Below are 17,866 nucleotides of genomic sequence, written 5' to 3'. Positions count from 1 at the left end.
AAACCCTTATTTTTCCCCGCCTTGTTGCAGCCGCAGGTTGCTGTTGCTGGAGAGGGAAATTGCGGATTGGCGCCCGCCATCCGGAGTAAAGCAATTTCGATGCACGGGCGTACCCAAATTGCGGATATATACGTCCAATGAGCAAGGGGTCGGGTATCTTGATATATAAGACACCGACGATCGGGGTGGTGGATATGAGTCGACGGAGAAACGGAAACCGGATTCCTTTACGCATGGCGGTAGTGGCAGGCCTGGCAATGGCTCCGCTGGCGTGCTGGTCCGCTGGCACAGGCTACGCGGCCGCTTCTGAGGATTCTCCGCAGAGCACGTCCACATCGACCACGGCCAATCCCCAGGACAACTCTGCGCCCGCTTCCAGCCCGGCAAATGCCCCTCAAAGTGCGCCGAATCCGCAGACCGCCCCGAACAATCCTCCCGACAATGCCAACGGAACAGCCACGACGCCAGGTGGAACGGGCACGGCGCCGACAGCCACAACCAGTCCCCAGCAGAACTCGGGATCGGGTACGCCGGCGACCCCGGCTTCGGGATCGTCTTCCGCCGACAAAACCGCTCCCAAGGTGAAATCCGGCAGCATCAAGGATGTGAATTCGGTCGGGAATCGCGATATTGGCGGACGGGGCATGGGGAATTGGTACTCCACCGAGAGCGAGATCAAGATGGGTAAGGGGTACGCGATGGAGCTCGAGAAGAGCACCCGCCTGATCACCGATCCCGTCGTCACGGAATACATCAACCGCGTGGGCCAGAATCTGGTGAAGAACTCCGACGCCAAGGTGCCGTTTACGATCAAGGTCATCGATTCCGATGAAATCAACGCCATGGCGCTCCCCGGAGGCTTCTTCTACGTGAATTCGGGCCTGATCCTTGCTGCGGATGAAGAGGCGGAGCTGGCAGGGGTGATGGCTCACGAGATTGCCCATGTGGCGGCGCATCACGCCGCGCGCGAACAGACCCGCTCCAACTACGCCCAGCTTGGGTCGATTCCGCTTATTTTTGTGGGCGGCTGGCTGGGATACGGGTTGTATGAAGCTGCCTCGATCGGTGTACCGCTGACCTTCCTCAAGTTCTCGCGTGAGTTCGAGACGCAGGCCGACTACCTGGGCGTCGAATATATGTACCGCGCGGGATACGATCCGCAGGCATTTATTTCTTTCTTCGAGAAGATTCAAAACCTGGAAAAGCAGAAGCCTGGAGCGGTTTCCAAGGCATTTTCCAGCCATCCTCAAACTCCGGACCGCATAGCGCATTCGCAGGACGAGATTGCCAAGATCCTTCCGGCGCGGGATGAGTACGTGGTGACAACTTCAGAATTTGACGATGTAAAGGCGCGGCTGGCCCGCATCGAAAATAAGCGAAAGCTGCAGGATGGCAAGGATGGGAAGAAGCCCACCCTGCGCCGCGCAAGCTCGAATCCTAACGGTACCGGTTCGGACCCCTCGCAGCAGGGGGATGACCGCCCGACCCTGCAGCGGCGCGACAACAATTAAAGTCTCACCTAAGGAACCCACCGAACAAAGGCCATCCAAAAACGGATGGCCTTTGTTCTTGAGTTTGCGCCAGTAAATCCCTTTTGCAGGGCGCGGAGGTGGCAGCTTTCCAGTAACATGGAGTAGAGGCGTCTCCACAGACATTCGCCATCATGCAGGGAGTTCCCTTGCGGTATCGATTCCTACTCCTAAGCATCGCTTCGCTTCTGGCGCTGGGCCATTGCACAGCAGCCAGCGCTGCGAACCGGACTTCCGGCAGGCTGGACCCCAATCCGCCTGCGGTTGCCTCAACTGCGCCGCCGGTGACCCTGAGTGCGGTTCCGGAAGCGCCAATGATGGCTGTGCCACTCCTCTCGTCTCCGCCGCACCTGGAGGATTTTCTGGAGCCGTCTCTCCGCTCCTCCGAGGCTCGCAAGATGCTCAGGATCGGTGGCTTTGTGCAGCGCTATCCTCTCGATGGAACGCCCGTCACCGAGGCAACGACTGCCTATCTTGGCTCCACTCCGCGGCACCTCTATATCGCCTTTATCTGTAAGGATCGTCACCCAAATCTCATCCGCGCCCACATGAAGCGGCGCGACGCGCTGGGCGACGATGATTTTGTGGAGGTTACGCTCGACACGTTTCGCGATCGGCGCCGTGCGTTTGTCTTTCAAGCGAACCCCCTCGGAATCGAGGCCGACGCACTCTACAGCGAGCAGACCGGGGCGGACTTCTCCTTTGATACAGTCTGGGATTCCTGGGGCAAAGTCACCCCTTACGGCTATGTTGTCTTGATACGGATACCGTTTGCCAGCCTGCGTTTCAGCCAGACTTCGACGCCCGGGCAACCGCGCACCTGGGGGTTGGTTCTGCAGCGGGTCATCTCCCATGAAAACGAGAACGCCTTCTGGCCTCAGATCAAGCGCGAGATCGCTGGCCGCCTTACGCAGGATGCTCTGGTCAGCGGGTTTGCGGATGTCCAGCAAGGACACAACATCCAATTCGAACCCTATTTCCTGGCGCACAGCTATCGAACGCTGAACACGTCCGACAGCCAGAATCCTCACTTCAACAATAAGGAATTACAGGGCTTCACCGGACTGGATACGAAGATTGTGCTGCACAACAGCCTCGTCCTCGACACGACATACAATCCGGACTTCAGCCAGGTGGACATCAACGATCCCGCCCCTCCGAATCAGCGCTTCCAGCCGTTTTTCCCCGAACAGCGGCCTTTTTTCCTGGAGAACAGCAGCTACTTTTCTACGCCCATCAATCTCTACTACACCAACAACATCGTGATCCCGCGGTTCGGTGAGCGGCTGACAGGGAAGGTCGGCCCTTGGGCGGTCGGTATTCTGGATGTGGATGATCGCAAACCTGGTCAGAATGCTGCGGCAGGTACCGCCGCGTATGGGACGCGCGCCCGCAATGACGTGATACGGCTGAATCGCGATGTTGGCGCACAGTCGAGTGTGGGTTTGATCTATGCGGATAGGGAATACCGAAACACGTACAACCGGATAGGCGGGGCAGACTATCGCTATCGCTTCAAGGAACGTTGGACGTTGACCGGACAAGCAGTCTCCGGCGGTACGGAGAGTTCGGACGCCACCAAGCGGAGTGGCCAATCCTATGTGCAATCCTTGAGCTACTCCGGTACGCACGCGAACTACTGGGTTTCGTACAACGATACAAGTCCGGGATTCCAGACAAGGACTGGTTTCTTTCGGCGTCCGGATATCCGCGAAGGAAATGGAGGATATTCGTATACCTTCCGTCCGAGCAGGCATGGCGTTCTGTCGCACGGTCCTTCCATCTATGCCGAGCGAATCTGGGATCACCGGGGAGTTCCGCTCGATGTGTATTCGAGGATCTCGTACAGCGTCCAGATGGCGCATCGCACATCGCTTTATGCCTATATGGATATGGCGCAGGAACGGCTTCGACCAGCGGACTACTCTATGCTGGCCACGAATGTGGAATATCACAATGAAACTGCCGGATTCAGCTTTTACACCTCACCGCTCCAGCAGATAGCGGTGGGCGTCAGTGGCTATTCTGGGAGAGTCGTGAACTACTCGCCTGCTGTGGACCAGCCGCCATCCCCGGTCGACGTGAGCTCCACGAACCTCAACGTGGAGGTGAAACCAACGTTGGGGCTGGATCTGCAGAATCGCTATGAGTTCGATCACTTTACCGACCCAGCTTCCGGGGCTCTATCTTATGACAACCACCTGGTTGTAACGCGATGGAACCTGCAGATGAACAAGGCCCTGTCCTTCCGCATCATTGGCGAGTATTTATCGACGATCCCGAACGAGAAATTTACCGATTTGCCGAACACGAGGGACGTCTTTGCCAATGCGTTGTTGAAGTATGAGCCCCATCCGGGCACAGCGGTGTATCTGGGCTATACCACGAACTTCCAGAATCTCGATCCGGCTCTCTGCGACCGCGAGACGGACGGTAGCTGTAATCCCAACGGGACTTTCCTGCCGCGCACGAATGCCGCCATGCTCAACGACAGTCGCACACTCTACCTCAAGATGAATTATCTATTTCGCTTCTAGGTCGCTTGCGTGGCTTCGTGGACAGGCTTTAAGAGCAGCCCTTCTTGCATTTGGAAAGAATTGCGGCGTGGAGACGCTCCCGCAAAGCGGTGGGTAGCTCGTAGATCTCGTGACTGCGATAGATCTCGATGGTCTTGCGCGTGGTGTTGAAGGTTATGACACAGTGTTCGCACTCACGAAGATGCTGTTCTAAGTCAGCACGCATGGCACCCGGAACCTTCTCATCGAGCAAATCGTCTAACTGGGCCAGAAACTCTGTGCAAGTCACTTCTCACCACCATTGGAATTCTTCTTGCGGAAGTAACGGCTGAGCCGCTCCCGCAACTGCAATCGCGCGCGGAGAAGGCGCGACTTTACTGCCGGTACACTCAAACCAAGCGCCTCGGCTGTCTCCTCGGTCGAGAGGCCTTCAACATCCCTCAAGGCAAATACGGTACGAAAGCCCGGAGGCAATCCTTGAATCGTCTTACGCAAAATCTCTGCCAGCTCGGACTGGCCGTACATCATCTCCGGATCGGGACTCCAGTCGGCAAGATCGCGTGGCATGGAACCCTCTTCCGTCTCCACATCCTCGTCGATGGAAACCATCCGTCCCGTGCGGCGTTTGCGCAACCGCATCAACGATTCATTCACTGCAATGCGAACGAGCCAGGTATAGAACTTGGAATTCCCCTGAAACTGATCCAGCTTCTCGTAAGCCTTCAGGAATGCGTCCTGTACTACATCCTCAGCATCCTCGCGATTCTGAGTAATATGCTGGGCGATCCTGAAAACCTGGCGGTCGTACTGTCGAACGAGAGTCTCAAAGGCAGCAACGTCGCCTTCCTTTGCCCGCGCGACTAGTGCGACATCCGGGTGGATCTCCTCTGTACCTAATGGTTGGATGTTGGTCATGGCGAACGGCTTCAGAAATTTGACCTTTCCCTTGGGGAACACGGCTACAGAGGCGCTTCCCAGCTTCTGTAGCACTCCAGACATAGTAAATGCGCCGGACGGCGCTGCAAAGGCCATTTCGTCTTCAGCGCAATGCTGGTTCCGCCCGGTAAGCTTCCTTGCAGCCACGAGATGCGTCGAAATGCTTGTAGGGGACAGGGGCGGTTATATGAAGAATTCGTTGACCCTCTGGATTCGTGTTTTAAGCTTTTCACGACGTTATCCCCGGTTTTGGGCTTAGATTCTTAACAGGAGTCTTTCTGTTGACGAGTGCTGTTCGAAGTGGTTCTGCCTGGTTGCATCGGTTCCCTGGGGCCTTCCGGAGGTTGAAGATTTCCTGGGCGATATTTTGTGCCATTCTGGCTATCTCGGCCGTGTTGCTGAGCCAGCAAGCCGAGTCAGCCTGGGCGCAGACAGCCTCCTCCCATCACAAGAAGGGCAGCACAGCTGCATCCTCCGCAACGCAGACAGGGCGGAAGGGGGCGAAGTCTACCGCATCCGCGGTAAAGAAGACGGGAGCCAGAAGCAAGGCTCACTCGTCCAAGGCGACGCACAGGAAGCGGCGCGTGCTCTCGGCACATGCGAAAGCGCGAAGCATGAAGCTGCAGCGGGCTTTCGTGGCATCCTCGCAACTTCGTCCCATGGCGCAACAGCTTGCGCAGATGCGCACTCCAGCCGGATACGCGGGAGTGACCTCCTGGGCACATGCTCACTCCGGTGAAGCAGCCTCGGCAGCCTATCTGGCGCTGGGCCACGCCTATCTACTGGACAAGCGCTACCCCGAAGCCATCAGCAATCTTCAGCTCTCCAAGAAGCAAGGCCAGTCGCTGGCGGATTATGCAGACTACCTGGCCGCACAAGCCAATCTGCAGGCAGGGAAGCTTCCCGAGGCGGAGGCTCTGCTGAACGGCTTCGCCCTGCGTTATCCCGACAGCATTTTTGTGAACAATATTCCGGTGCTTGAGGCCAATCTTTTTCTGCAGCAGGGAGATCCTCAATCTGCGCTGCGGGTGCTTGCCCCTCACCTTTCGCAGCCAGTCGCCAACCATGCCGACTTCCAGCTCGCCCTGGCCAAAGCTAACCAGATGGCAGGACACTCCGAGGAGTCTGCCAAGGTCTATCGCCACCTGTACCTTGCTTTCCCATTGAGCGGCGAGGCCCAGCAAGCCAAGACTCAGCTAGCCGCCATTGGCGCGATGACTTCTCTTACGGTCGGTGAGCGGCGCGCCCATGCCGATGCACTTTACGGAGCAGGGCGCTACAGCGATGCCGCGGAAGACTATCGAGCGCTGGCCGCTGATCCCGCGGCAGATGAAAGCATGAAGGAAGCTCTGCGCCTGGCTGCTGTCAGCTGTGATTGGAAGTTGAAGCGACTGAGCCATGAGGATCTGGATCGCATCCCGGATACCAATGACGAGGCGGGTGCGCGTCGCATGTATCTGCTTATGGAGCTGGCGCGCAGCAAGGATGACACCGATGGGCAGCGCCAGATCGTGGACCAGATGGAGCAGCGCTTCTCACAAAGCAATTGGCTCGCGGAAGCACTCTACTCCAGCGGCAACATGTACCTGCTGCGTAAGGATTATCCTCACGCGATCCAGTATTACGGGGAATTGACCCGGCGCTTTCCAGGACACAAATACGCGCCCAGTAGCCATTGGAGAGCGGCGTGGCTGAATTATCGTATTGGCCAGTATGCTGAGGCAGCACGGCTCTTTGATGAGCAACTCACCGCCTATGCTGGCGGCAAGGAGATTCCTGCTGCGCTGTACTGGCGCGGCCGCGTATACGAGCAGGATAACAAGCCTGAACTGGCCGCGGCCTATTACAAGACCGTCAGCAGTACGTTTCTGCACTACTACTATGCGCAGGTGGCTGGCGAGCGTCTTGCTGGACTGCATGGCGTGGTGCCGGCAACTGTACCCCTGCTGGCATCGTTCAAGCCCGACACGATCCCCACGCTGGATGACGACGTACCCGACGACGATCCTCATATGGTGGCGGCGCGCCTGCTGGCGAACGCAGGTTTGAATGAATACATACCGGCGGAGCTGCAGTCCAGCGATGGAAGCGACGGCTGGAGTGCATTGGCAGAGGCGGATATCTATGCCTCATACGGCGAAAACTACAGGGCGATGCGCGTTATGAAGCGGGCGATTCCGTTCTACACCTCCGCGCCTATCGGCTCCATTCCAATTGCTTACTGGCGCATCCTCTTTCCGCAGCCTTACTGGAGCCAGATTAAATCCGAAGCGGCAAAGAACGGCCTCGATCCTTACATGGTTGCCTCGCTGATCCGTCAGGAATCGGAATTCAATCCTGGAGCAATCTCAAAGGCAAATGCGTATGGGCTGATGCAAATGCTGCCCGCCGTGGGCAGGCAGATGGCAAAGGAAGAGGGGATCCACCACTTCGATACGGCACAACTGCTGGATCCCGCGACGAATATCCGTCTGGGAACGCGCTACCTGAAGCACACTTTGGACAAATTTGGCGGGCGCGAGGAATATGCATTTGCCGCGTATAACGCAGGCGATGACCGCGTGGCAGACTGGCAGGCGATAGGGAATTATCGCGGGATGGATGAATTTGTCGAATCGATTCCATTCACCGAGACACGCGAATACGTGCAGGCGATTGTGCGCAATGAACATCTCTATCGCGAGATCGATCATCTGGCGGCTGGAAGCGCCTCCGCTCAGCCCTGATTCAGGAGAAGACATCAAGAGGCATCCTCTACAGCAACATTGCAATGAATTTTACGTTTGACAGATTGCAGGGCGCCGGAGAAACTGTCAGCAACATTGCGACATTTCGACGTGGAAATGTTCTGAGAACGGCAACGGAAGATAACGAAGCTTACGCAAGCGTACCGCAAGGGAAGCAGCCTGAGATGTCGAGAGACGGCTTCAGCACGCGCGAGGTTCTGCAATTGACCGGCACCACCGCGAGGCAATTGCAGTGGTGGGATGAGAAGCGCATCATCGTGCCCGATCGCGATGGCCGGCGCAGAATCTACTCCTCAGAAGACCTGGTTGAAATCCATGTGATCGAAGAACTGCGGCGAAGACGGATTTCGCTCACCACGGTCCGGCGCGTGCTGAAGTTTCTGCGCCGCGAAACCAGCATGCGCTTATCGGATCTGGCATCCGGTAAAAGTGATTACCACCTGCTGCTGGATGGTAAGAATCTCTACCTCGAAACTGACACGCGGCAGATTGTGAATCTTATTCGCAATACCATCCAGCCTGTCTTCGTGATTTGCCTGTCAGAGGCCGCTCGACGCGTTGAGATTGCAATGCCGGAACACAAGGAATTATCCGTAACGCGCAATGGCGCAAATTCCAACAAAAAGAGACCCGCGTCTGAAATGGGGCGCATGAAAAAGGAGGCGAACAGCCGCGCAGGTTGAGAGCTGTCCTTCCCAACCACGCAAAAAAAGGATCCGATCCGCAGCGGTGCACAGGAGCGATTGATGAGCACGATCCACAGCACAAGAACATTCGAGGAGAATGGCATGTTGGCCGAACTACAGTTGCTGGAAGAGTGGATTCCCGAGCAGATGGAGCCTGGGACGCTATTTGTGCTGGAAAACGTCGCCGGTATGGGAGAGGCAAGAAATCCGTATGTCGCTGTTCTTGCATGTCCAAGTTGCGGAGCCCTCGGACTGATCACCAAACATCAGCTTGCAGGGCTCGAATCCATGATTTGCGGCGCAGACAACTGTTCCGCGGAATACTTCCTGCAGGATGAGGCTATCGAATTCCGTAAACCCAATTAGATCGGACCGGATATCGACGAGTTCCAAAGCGGATGCGATCGTTGTGCGGCTTTTCGTTGAAAGGCCGCACAACTAAGAGGCCCGCAGACAATCTATTTTCCGCCGATGTTTCGCGCGAACGCTGGAAGGGAAGTCCTCCCGAAGCGGCCCAATTCTATCCCGACTCTATTCAGTTAATCTGATCGGTTAATCTGGTTAGAGATTAACTCGCGCTCGGATCTCGTTTACCATGAAGGGAAGAAGCGCGACGATCCCGTTGACTCCTGTTCAACGATGCCCGGATGGCGAAATCGGCAGACGCAGCGGACTTAAAATCCGCAGGCCGCAAGGCCGTGGGGGTTCAAGTCCCCCTCCGGGCACCATTAAATCAATAGGAAAACATTTCGATCAATAGAGGTATCCAATTAAGTGCTAGCGCCACGTTTGCTGGCACCTGCGTCTGGGACGCGCACTTCTCTCATACGAGCGCCTTTGATTAACGTCATGACGGCATTCGTGACCTTTGCCACATCAAACGGCGCAACTCTGTCCATATAGAGTGCTGACATCCCGTGCAGCAGAGCCCAAAGCTCATCGGCGAGGATTTGCCCATCGGCTTCTCCAGTATCCTCTCCCAGCAGCGGTCGCACTGCTTCCGCTACCACTTTGCAGAGAGATTGAGCAGACCGGCCCACGACAGTTTTTTCGATTGGCACACCGTCCATGCCGTTTACAAGTCGGTAGAGCTGGGTGTGCTCAAGCATGAAGGTCCAATACCGTTCCACCATACATACAGCTGCAGCCCAATGAGGACAGCATGCAGGATGGCGTTGGTCCCTTGCGCCGCCGCCACAATCAAATCCCGATCTAGAGCATCGCCCTTCAGGAATACTGCACAGGAACAATCGATACTGGGAAACGCCCCAGGTCGATAGTAGGGTCCTGGATTGACGCTAAATCTCCAGTGCAAATCGCCGATGTACTTACCGAGCCACTGAGTCGCCATTGCCACATCGGCATATGCGTGAACCTGAACGATTCGCTAGCGTCTTGTGTGCATGATGGCCGACGTACTGCGGGAGCGTCGTTTTCCAGCAGATCGGCATCTGTCGTCAGCCATCTTGTCGTTCACCCGGAAGCGTTTCGCCTTTCTCGCTCTGGAGGCGAATGTACTCCTTCGCATCGAACTTCCTGGCCATCGAAACTCCAGACATCGGTCGCACCAGCCCGAAGACAGGCCGATTGAACCAGGGACGGTCGTGCCGCCCCACGATGGCCCAGGCTATGCCTGCATATCCATTGGGGTCGCGCCCATCCAGTTCGTAGCGGTCATTTAGGAATACCGCCCACTCATAGGCCCTGGCTGGATCGGGAGCCCATTCCAGAATCTTCTTCGCCCAGTACATGCGCATATAGTTGTGCATCCAGCCGGTATTCACCATCTCGCGCTGAGCCGCGTTCCACAGCTCGTCGGCGGTTTCGGCGTGCTCCAATTGATTAAGACTGTAGCGATGCACCCGCGAGTCGGCGGTGTGCTCAATCAGCGTCTTCCTGGCCCACGGCGCGGCGCATTCCCAATTGTCGTAGTTCGGCTCATGGCGCACAAACAAGACCGCCAACTCTCTCCACCCGATCAACTGATCCAGGAATCTTTCGCCGGCTTCAGCCGTCGCCTTGCCCTCGGCCACAGCTTTTTCGACCGCCAGCGCAATGGTGATGGGGCCGATGTTTCCAAAGTGCAGATAAGGCGATAGCCGGCTGGTTCCCTTTACCTCCGGGTGGTTGCGAGTGACCTCGTAATCCCTCAGGCCCAGATTCACAAACTCTCGCAGCCGCCCGAGTGCAGCGTGTGCTCCGCCGGTGAAGCTGTCCACTGGGCCAATCCGGCGGTCCAGCTTGCTGAATCCGGCGGTAATATCCAGATCCAACGAATAGCTTTCCAGTCTCTTCCAGGGTTTCCACGGGTGTAGGGGAGTGATATTGCGGGGCGCGACCAGGTAGTTGGGCAATTCGGCCTTCAGATGCGGGCGGAAGTGGTGCAGCAGCACAAAGCTGCGATTGAAAACCCGCGAAGGAACCACCACATCCGCGTCCACTGTCCAAAAGGGGAGCTTCAGTCGCTTCGCCAATACCTTGCGCCAGCGTTCCGGCTCACGACATGGGTTCTCGTCGCAGATGAGAAGAGCCGCTTCCACTTCTTCCAGGAATGCTTCCAGCGAACCCTCCAAAGAACGGCGCAGCACAAACCCCACGCCCCGCTCGGCTGCGTCTTGCTCAACGTCTCTCAATCCTTGCTGCAGAAAGTGGTAGTGCCTCAGATTCGCGCCGGGGTAGCTTGGAATCACCTGGAAGTACACCACCACCGGCAGGCCCAACAGGTTCCCAGCTTCGATGGCCACATCGAGCGCGGGATTCTCCACAATTCGCATCGCGCGTTGCATCCAGTAAACGAGGCACCTGCCGCCCTTGCGCGGTGTAAGGCTCTTACGCACCAGCACACGAGGTTGGTTCGCAAGTTGCGCCAGATCGTCGCGAGTGTCGAGATTGGTTGGCAGGGAATCCATGCAGAGCAAACCGATAACTCCATTCTTACTTGTCAGCCCGGTGGTCACCGAGGCTGGCGGCAATCCCTTGAAGCATGCCGCTGAAGACAAAGTGGTGGAAGGGGAGCATGGAGTACCAGTAGGCGCGGCCCAGCCACCCTAAGGGATCGAAGGATGCGGTTTGGCGAATCACGGATCCGGTGGAATCGCTTGTCACTTCGAACTCGAGGATGGCGCGGCCAGGAAGCTTCATCTCCGCGACGAGGCGCAAGAGGTGATCTGGCTCGATCGCCTCCACGCGCCAACAATCCACAACATCGCCAACACAGAGCAAATCCGGATCGCGGCGGCCGCGTCCCATTCCTACCCCTCCGCCTAACTTGTCCATCCACCCGCGAAGTTGCCACAGCCAGTTGGCATAATACCAGCCGTTGGCGCCACCAATGCGGCGTATCGGGACGAAAGCCTCTTCAGGGGATGCGTTCACCTGAAGAGTTCGGACGTCTGTCTTGAGATGCTTGTTATCAGCATGGATGGCTGCGGCAATGGCTTCGCGAAATCCGCAAGGCCGAATGCCGAACTCGGTCAATGCACTCGGGTCTTCAACAACTGTCGAATGCCGGATGCTGTCAATCAGCTTTCGGCCCACGCGCACGTAGAGGGGAGTGACCAGACCGAGCCAAAGACTAGACAAGCGCGGCGTGAGGAATGGCACGGAGATTACGACACGCTTCAATCCCCGCTGCCGAGCGTACTCCCGCATCAAGCCGCCATAGGAGACGCGGTCCGAGCCTCCGATTTCGAAGATTTTACTGGCGTCAATCGGATGGTCCAGGGCCGCGAGCAGATAGGCGAGCAGATCGTCGATTGCGATCGGCTGTGCGTCGACCGAAACCCAGCGCGGCGAAATCATGACCGGAAGCCTCTCCACCAGCGCGCGGATCATTTCAAACGAAAGGCTACCCGATCCAATGACTACCGATGCGCGGAACTCGATGACTGGGACTCCGGCCGATCTGAGGATCTCGCCCACCTCATGGCGGCTGCGCAAATGCGTAGAGAGTTGGCCCGAACCGCGGCCGAGGCCACCGAGATAGATGATTCGCTGAACCCCAGCGTCGCGGGCAGCGTGGGCAAAGTTTTGTGCCCCTGTACGATCCTGTTCCTCAAAGGATTGAGTTGAGCCCATGGAGTGGACCAAATAATAAGCTGAGCCGACGCCGGCCATCGCGGCTCGTACCGATGCGGAATTAAGAACGTCACCTTCGACAACCTCGAGCCCGGGAAGCGCCTTCGCTCCGAGAGCTTCCGGATGCCGCGCCAGGCAGCGCACGGTGTAACCTGCTTCCAGGAGCTTATTCAGCAACTCCCCGCCTACATACCCCGTTGCGCCCGCAATCAAAACAAGGGTCTTCACGCGGCGTTCTCTCCAGGCTGCCCGAACAGCGCATCAATCTGCAGGCGGCGGTAATCGAAGATTCGGTTCACGTCCCCACGTACTTTCACCGCGTGAACAATCCGCCCGAGAACACCGAAAGGCAGCGAGTATTGCACTTCGTCTATCATCTTTGTCCGGCTGCCGTGCGCCTCAAACCTGTGCGTGTGACGCCATCGCTTATATGGACCCTTTGTCTGCTCGTCGACGAAGCAATGGGGAGGATTCCACTCGCAGATTTCCGTCCGCCAGTGAATGGGTATGCCGTGCAGTCGCAGGCGATAGCGAATCACCGTTCCTTCAGAAATAGAGTGGGTGCTGATGGAGAGAATTTTGAAGCCCAACCAGGGAGGTGTAATTCTCTCCAGGTTCTGAGCGTTCGCGAAGAAGGCAAATACTTCGTCGATGGGGCGTGCAATCCACTGCTCACTACGCAAGCTATAGGTCACGGCACTCATTCCTTCTCACCGCTTACGACTGCGCTACTACCGTTCACGAAGCAAAGTAGACATCTGTGCATAGAGATCCCGGTAGGCTTCTTCATCCAACGCGCCGCTGTTGCGCCAGCGCACCACACCGCGCTTGTCGAGCAAAACCAGATAAGCTGCATCCGGCGACTGGTAGCCCACACGCTGTTTCCAGGAATCGACTCCACTGTAGACGGTGATCACATTTTCCTGATCGCTTCGGGGCGTTCCCTTGCGCATGCCGCTGTCGATAAACCACTTTCCCAGACGTGCCATGCCGCCAATCATTGGGATCTCATAGAACGTTACGTGAGGATTGCTGCCGAAGTCCTTGCGGAAGCGGCCAATCCAGGCCTCGACCGGAAATCTTGAATTGTATGTGAAGCCCAGCGCGAGCAAGGCTACGCGGCCTGAAGCAGCATCGGGAAGCTGAGCCTGATGGCCGGTGAGGAATTCGCCCTTCAGAGCGGGCAGCGACTCGCCGGGTTGTATCGCTGGAATCAACGCGGATGCCATCAAAACTACCGGTAGAATACTCATCGAACTTGTCCTCCGCTGCCGTCGGTGGTGACATTCTCCAATATATAGCGGGTGTCGATCCACTCGTTTTCGCCGGCGAAGCCTAATGGCTCATCGCATGCCATGAAGAAGATTCGCTAGCGGACGAGCCATCTCTGTGCCTTTGTCCCTTCCATAGACGGCAGACAGCTGTAAAAAGATGGAGGACTTTCTGTCTGTGCTGGTCGATTTCCGCCCGTTCGAACCAATTTCATTGTTGCCTACCAGCGCTGGGATGTCAGGCCAGTAAAGCCGCTGCTCTTAGAGATAGGCTCGAATTCCAAGCGTGGCGTAGTATTAAGAGGATCACCGATCGAGCCAGAAGGTGAAACCAACCGGTCCGATGCCCGTGGATCCCGGTGCCTAAATGCCTTCTTCTCGAGTACAACGACCGCTGGCCAAAGGCGCTTCATTGGAGATTCCAGTGGTGGCAATTGGGGCATCGGCAGGCGGTCTGGAAGCTCTCACCGCGATTCTCCGTGCTCTACCCACTGATATAGCTATGGCATTCATGCTGATTCAGCACCTGGATCCTAAACGCCACAGCATCTTGCCAGAACTGCTATCGAAGGCGACCAGGATTCCGGTACTGGAGGCCCTCGATGCGATGAAAATCGAGTCGAACCGCGTCTATGTGATGCCGAGTAACGTGGACATCTCTATCAAGGATGGCCACTTTGGGCTGACCCAGCGAGTCGCAGATCATAAGCAGCATTTGCCCATCGACATCTTCATGCGTTCTCTTGCGGAAGCACGCAAGAGCCAGGCCATAGGTGTCATTCTCTCGGGGACCGCATCGGATGGCACTGCAGGGGTACAAGCGATTCGCGCCGAAGGTGGGGTGACTTTCGCACAAGACCCACAGACAGCCAAGTTCGACGGCATGCCTCGGAGCGCGATTGAATCCGGCTGCATCGATCACGTTCTGTCTCCTGAGCAGATCGCGGCGGAGTTGTCCTGGATGAGTAAGCATCCGAAGCTTCGGAGAGCGCCGGCGGACTTGCGAGAAAACCGACAGGGCGATGACCAGGTTTTTGATTCCATTTTGAACATGGTCAGCGCTTCCCAGGGCGCCGATTTCACTAAATACAAACCCAACACTATTCATCGGCGTACGCAGCAACGCATGGCCGCTCTTAGAATCGCTTCCCTCGCTGCATATCTCGCCTATCTCGGAGAGCATCCAGAAGAGGTTGCGACGCTCGCCAATCATGTTTTGATTCCCGTAACCGAATTCTTCCGCAACCCCGAGGTCTTTGAGGATCTGGCAAATACGGTTTACCCGGTGATTGCCGGCAAAGAAGCAGAGGGAACGATCCGTATATGGGTAGTCGCCTGTTCCAGTGGGGAAGAAGTGTATTCACTGGCGATTACCCTGCTGGAATTCCTGGGTACAAGAGCCGATGAGATCCATATTCAAATCTTTGGCACGGATATCAATGAAAAGGGGATTGCGAAAGCACGCGCCGGTATCTATCCCGACAGCGCTATGAAGAATGTCTCGGCGGACCGCGCTGCAAAGTTCTTTACGAAAGTGGCAAGCGGATACCGAGTCAACAAAACAATTCGAGATCTCTGTGTCTTTGCGCGCCAGGATGTCACCAAGGACCCGCCATTCTCAAGTCTGGATCTCATCTCCTGCCGAAATTTCATGATTTATGTTCAACCGGAGTTGCAGGAAAAGATTATCTCGACCTTGCACTACGCCCTGAATTCATCCGGTTTTCTGTTACTGGGCAACGCCGAAAGCGCAGCCTCTTACCCTCAGATGTTTACGCCCCTGGATAAGAAGAACAAGATCTATGTCAAGAAAGCTGACGATCAGCGTCAGCAGCGCTTGTTCAGGACAAGCAGAACTCTCACTCCACCGACTGCATCGTCGGCAGCGAATGCGCTCCCTATCAGTCGCGCTAGCCAGCATGAAGCTGAACTGCGGCAACTCGCAGATCGTATTGTCCTCAAGGAGTGTGCCCCGCCAGGCGTTATCGTCAACGACACACTTGAAATCCTTCAGTTCCGCGGGCGAACCAGTCCCTTTCTGGAGCCTGCCGCAGGGCGCGCAAATCTCAACATACTAAGCATGGTTCATGAAGAGTTGGCAATCGCCTTGCGCACTGCCATTACTTCGGCCAGGAAAAAAGCTGCTCCCATAAAGAAGAAGAACGTCGCTTTTGAACACAACAATAAGAAGGGCGTGGTGCATTTGTCCGTGATTCCGATGGATGAGGCGGCTTCAGGAATCGGACAGTGTTATCTCATCCTTTTTGAAGATGCATTGCCTCAGGTCGAGATGCATGGCACTGCGAGTCGGCACCTCCCTTTGAGAGCAAGCGACCTTGTTCGGAAAACTATTCTTGAGCAGAAGCGTGAATTGCATGCCGCACGCGCTCTGCTCAAAGAACACCTGGTGGCACAGGAAGCGCTCCGCGAAGACTATCAGTTGGCAAGCGAAGAGATGCTCTCCGCAAATGAAGAGCTACAAAGCACCAACGAAGAGTTGGAAACCTCGAAGGAAGAACTGCAAGCTACCAACGAAGAACTCAACACGGTCAACGACGAGTTGAATAGCAATAATTCCACACTGCACTTGCTTGGGAATGACCTCAAGAACCTGCTCGAAAGCACAGTGATCCCCATTGTGATGGTGGATGGCGGCCTGCGTATACGGCGTATGACGCCTTCGGCGCAGACCATTCTTAAAGTGCTTCCGTCCGATATTGGGCGACCCATCACCGATATCAGGCCGGATCTCGATCTCGATCTGAAGCCTCTACTGACAGACGTTCTTCGCGATGGTGTAAGCCTCGAACGGGAGGTACAGGATCAGCAAGGCCATTGGTATCGGCTGCAAGTAAGGCCCTACAAAACGTTCGATAACCGCAGTGATGGAGCCGTCTTGGTCCTCATGGATATCGATGTCATTAAGAAGCGCAATCAGGAGCTGATTCTCGCGGGTGAGTTTACCAAGTCCATCATCGAGACTATGCCGGAGCCTGTACTGGTCTTGAACGCCGATTTCCATATCCTGATGGCAAATCATGCGTTCTACGTGGCTTTTGAATTTAAGCCCGAGGCAACACTGAATCAGCTTGTGTATAGCCTCGGGGAGGGGCAGTGGAATAAGCCCGACTTGCGAACGCTGCTGGAGGAGGTTCTGCCGCACGACAGAAACTTCTTAAATTATGAATTTGTATACGATTTTCCCGGTATCGGCTGGAAATCCTTCATGCTCAGTGGTCGTTACATGGGGCAGGCGCCGGATGTGGCACCTCTGATCCTCTTGTCGCTCACGGATATAACCAAACGTAAGAAGATCGAAGCCGCACTCATCCAGGCGGAGAAGCTGGCCATTGCCAGCCGTCTCGCAGCTTCCATCGCTCATGAGATCAATAATCCGTTAGAAGCGATCACCAATCTTCTCTATCTCGCCTCGAACGGAGATGATGCAGCGGCCGCAAAATCATATACAGCCAAGGCGCTTGAGGAGATAGGCCGTGTTTCGGAGATCACGCAGCAGACACTCAAGTTCTATCGGCAATCTACGGCTCCATCATCTGTGCAGGTCTCTGAGATGCTGGACTCTTTGCTGGTGCTCTACCACGGAAAGCTCCTGGCCAATAACATCTCGGTCCATCGCCAATATAGAGAAGGGCGGCCAATCTTGTGCCTGGCGGGAGATCTTCGTCAGATCTTAGCCAATATCATTGCCAACGCGGTAGACGCGATGAAGTCAGGGGGGGCGCTCACCATGCGAGTGAGCCCATCGGTCGACTGGCGTAACCGGGAGCAATCCGGCATACGTACTACAATTGCCGACTCCGGCACAGGGATGAATTCTGAGACGCTCCGCAAAGTCTATGAGCCGTTCTTTACGACTAAAAACGAGACGGGCACCGGGCTTGGGATGTGGGTGTCTGCTCAACTTGTCGAACGACTGCAAGGCGATCTGCGGGTGTCAAGCACAATGCGTCCCGGCAGGAGTGGCACAGTGTTTTCTCTGTTCTTGCCCCTTGACCTGCCTTAGCGGGACAGCCACTGAATTAAAGGTCACATCCTGCGCTGAGGCATCAGAGCATGCGCACGGGCAACTTTCGGGCGCGAGGG

At 56.2% G+C, this 17,866-nt stretch carries 13 protein-coding genes and 1 tRNA gene; 7 read left to right on the top strand and 7 right to left on the bottom strand.

The genetic code is table 11. From position 1 onward, the window contains the following. Positions 1-194: 194 nt before the first annotated feature. Both VM554_02970 and VM554_02965 read left to right on the top strand, forming a co-directional pair. Positions 195-1,511 (top strand): M48 family metallopeptidase, encoded by a 1,317-nt coding sequence (locus VM554_02970; GenBank protein HVJ07318.1) that lies wholly within the window; start codon positions 195-197, stop codon positions 1,509-1,511. A 167-nt stretch (positions 1,512-1,678) separates the two neighbouring features. Continuing rightward, positions 1,679-4,066, top strand: coding sequence for a carbohydrate binding family 9 domain-containing protein (locus tag VM554_02965; protein ID HVJ07317.1), 2,388 nt, complete (start codon positions 1,679-1,681; stop codon positions 4,064-4,066). A gap of 28 nt (positions 4,067-4,094) precedes the next feature. Here VM554_02965 and VM554_02960 read toward each other — a convergent pair whose 3' ends face one another. Together VM554_02960 and VM554_02955 are read right to left on the bottom strand one after the other, a co-directional pair. Beyond that, positions 4,095-4,334 carry a zf-HC2 domain-containing protein gene (locus VM554_02960; GenBank protein ID HVJ07316.1) on the bottom strand — a complete coding sequence of 80 codons (240 nt, stop codon included), beginning with the start codon at positions 4,332-4,334 and terminating at the stop codon, positions 4,095-4,097. Next, a complete protein-coding gene (locus tag VM554_02955; GenBank protein ID HVJ07315.1) occupies positions 4,331-5,077 on the bottom strand; it encodes a sigma-70 family RNA polymerase sigma factor in 747 nt (248 codons plus the stop codon). Before VM554_02955 ends, VM554_02960 begins: the two co-directional genes overlap by 4 nt. 248 nt (positions 5,078-5,325) lie before the next feature. On the opposite strand from VM554_02955, the gene VM554_02950 reads away from it, so the two are divergent. The 4 genes from VM554_02950 (at position 5,326) to VM554_02935 (ending at position 9,142) form a co-directional block, all read left to right on the top strand. Continuing rightward, positions 5,326-7,707: a transglycosylase SLT domain-containing protein gene (locus VM554_02950; protein HVJ07314.1), complete on the top strand. Its 2,382-nt coding sequence runs from the start codon at positions 5,326-5,328 to the stop codon at positions 7,705-7,707. 185 nt (positions 7,708-7,892) lie between these two features. After that, positions 7,893-8,411, top strand: coding sequence for a MerR family transcriptional regulator (locus tag VM554_02945; GenBank protein ID HVJ07313.1), 519 nt, complete (start codon positions 7,893-7,895; stop codon positions 8,409-8,411). A 105-nt stretch (positions 8,412-8,516) separates the two neighbouring features. After that, positions 8,517-8,780 (top strand): hypothetical protein, encoded by a 264-nt coding sequence (locus VM554_02940; protein ID HVJ07312.1) that lies wholly within the window; start codon positions 8,517-8,519, stop codon positions 8,778-8,780. A gap of 275 nt (positions 8,781-9,055) precedes the next feature. Then, positions 9,056-9,142 (top strand) — tRNA-Leu (locus tag VM554_02935). A 42-nt stretch (positions 9,143-9,184) separates the two neighbouring features. On the opposite strand, the gene VM554_02930 is transcribed toward VM554_02935, so the two are convergent. From VM554_02930 to VM554_02910, 5 genes are all read right to left on the bottom strand, one after another. Further along, complete coding sequence (locus tag VM554_02930) at positions 9,185-9,547, bottom strand: TetR-like C-terminal domain-containing protein (protein ID HVJ07311.1); 363 nt, start codon at positions 9,545-9,547, stop codon at positions 9,185-9,187. Positions 9,548-9,871: 324 nt separating this feature from the next. After that, positions 9,872-11,323, bottom strand: coding sequence for a deoxyribodipyrimidine photo-lyase (locus VM554_02925; GenBank protein ID HVJ07310.1), 1,452 nt, complete (start codon positions 11,321-11,323; stop codon positions 9,872-9,874). Between the two features lie 25 nt (positions 11,324-11,348). After that, positions 11,349-12,719: an SDR family oxidoreductase gene (locus tag VM554_02920; protein HVJ07309.1), complete on the bottom strand. Its 1,371-nt coding sequence runs from the start codon at positions 12,717-12,719 to the stop codon at positions 11,349-11,351. After that, on the bottom strand, positions 12,716-13,186 hold the full coding sequence (locus VM554_02915; protein HVJ07308.1) for an SRPBCC family protein: 471 nt from the start codon (positions 13,184-13,186) through the stop codon (positions 12,716-12,718). The genes VM554_02920 and VM554_02915 overlap by 4 nt, the downstream gene beginning before the upstream one ends. Positions 13,187-13,222: 36 nt before the next feature. After that, a complete protein-coding gene (locus VM554_02910; GenBank protein HVJ07307.1) occupies positions 13,223-13,744 on the bottom strand; it encodes a hypothetical protein in 522 nt (173 codons plus the stop codon). A gap of 445 nt (positions 13,745-14,189) precedes the next feature. Here VM554_02910 and VM554_02905 point away from each other — a divergent pair, with 445 nt between their 5' ends. Then, complete coding sequence (locus VM554_02905; protein HVJ07306.1) at positions 14,190-17,786, top strand: chemotaxis protein CheB; 3,597 nt, start codon at positions 14,190-14,192, stop codon at positions 17,784-17,786. The last annotated feature ends 80 nt before the right edge of the window (positions 17,787-17,866 follow it).

The sequence above is a fragment of the Acidisarcina sp. genome (genome assembly GCA_035539175.1).
Classification (GTDB): domain Bacteria; phylum Acidobacteriota; class Terriglobia; order Terriglobales; family Acidobacteriaceae; genus JANXZS01.
The sequence above is the reverse complement of the archived record's forward strand: the minus strand, read 5'-3'. Positions and strand labels throughout refer to the sequence as shown.

Coding starts and splice junctions, on each gene's coding strand:
- VM554_02930 (HVJ07311.1), bottom strand. CDS start 9,547: ATGGTGGAACGGTATTGGACCTTCATGCTTGAGCACACCCAGCTCTAC.
- VM554_02925 (HVJ07310.1), bottom strand. CDS start 11,323: ATGGATTCCCTGCCAACCAATCTCGACACTCGCGACGATCTGGCGCAA.
- VM554_02945 (HVJ07313.1), top strand. CDS start 7,893: ATGTCGAGAGACGGCTTCAGCACGCGCGAGGTTCTGCAATTGACCGGC.
- VM554_02910 (HVJ07307.1), bottom strand. CDS start 13,744: ATGAGTATTCTACCGGTAGTTTTGATGGCATCCGCGTTGATTCCAGCG.
- VM554_02955 (HVJ07315.1), bottom strand. CDS start 5,077: ATGGCCTTTGCAGCGCCGTCCGGCGCATTTACTATGTCTGGAGTGCTA.
- VM554_02940 (HVJ07312.1), top strand. CDS start 8,517: ATGTTGGCCGAACTACAGTTGCTGGAAGAGTGGATTCCCGAGCAGATG.
- VM554_02970 (HVJ07318.1), top strand. CDS start 195: ATGAGTCGACGGAGAAACGGAAACCGGATTCCTTTACGCATGGCGGTA.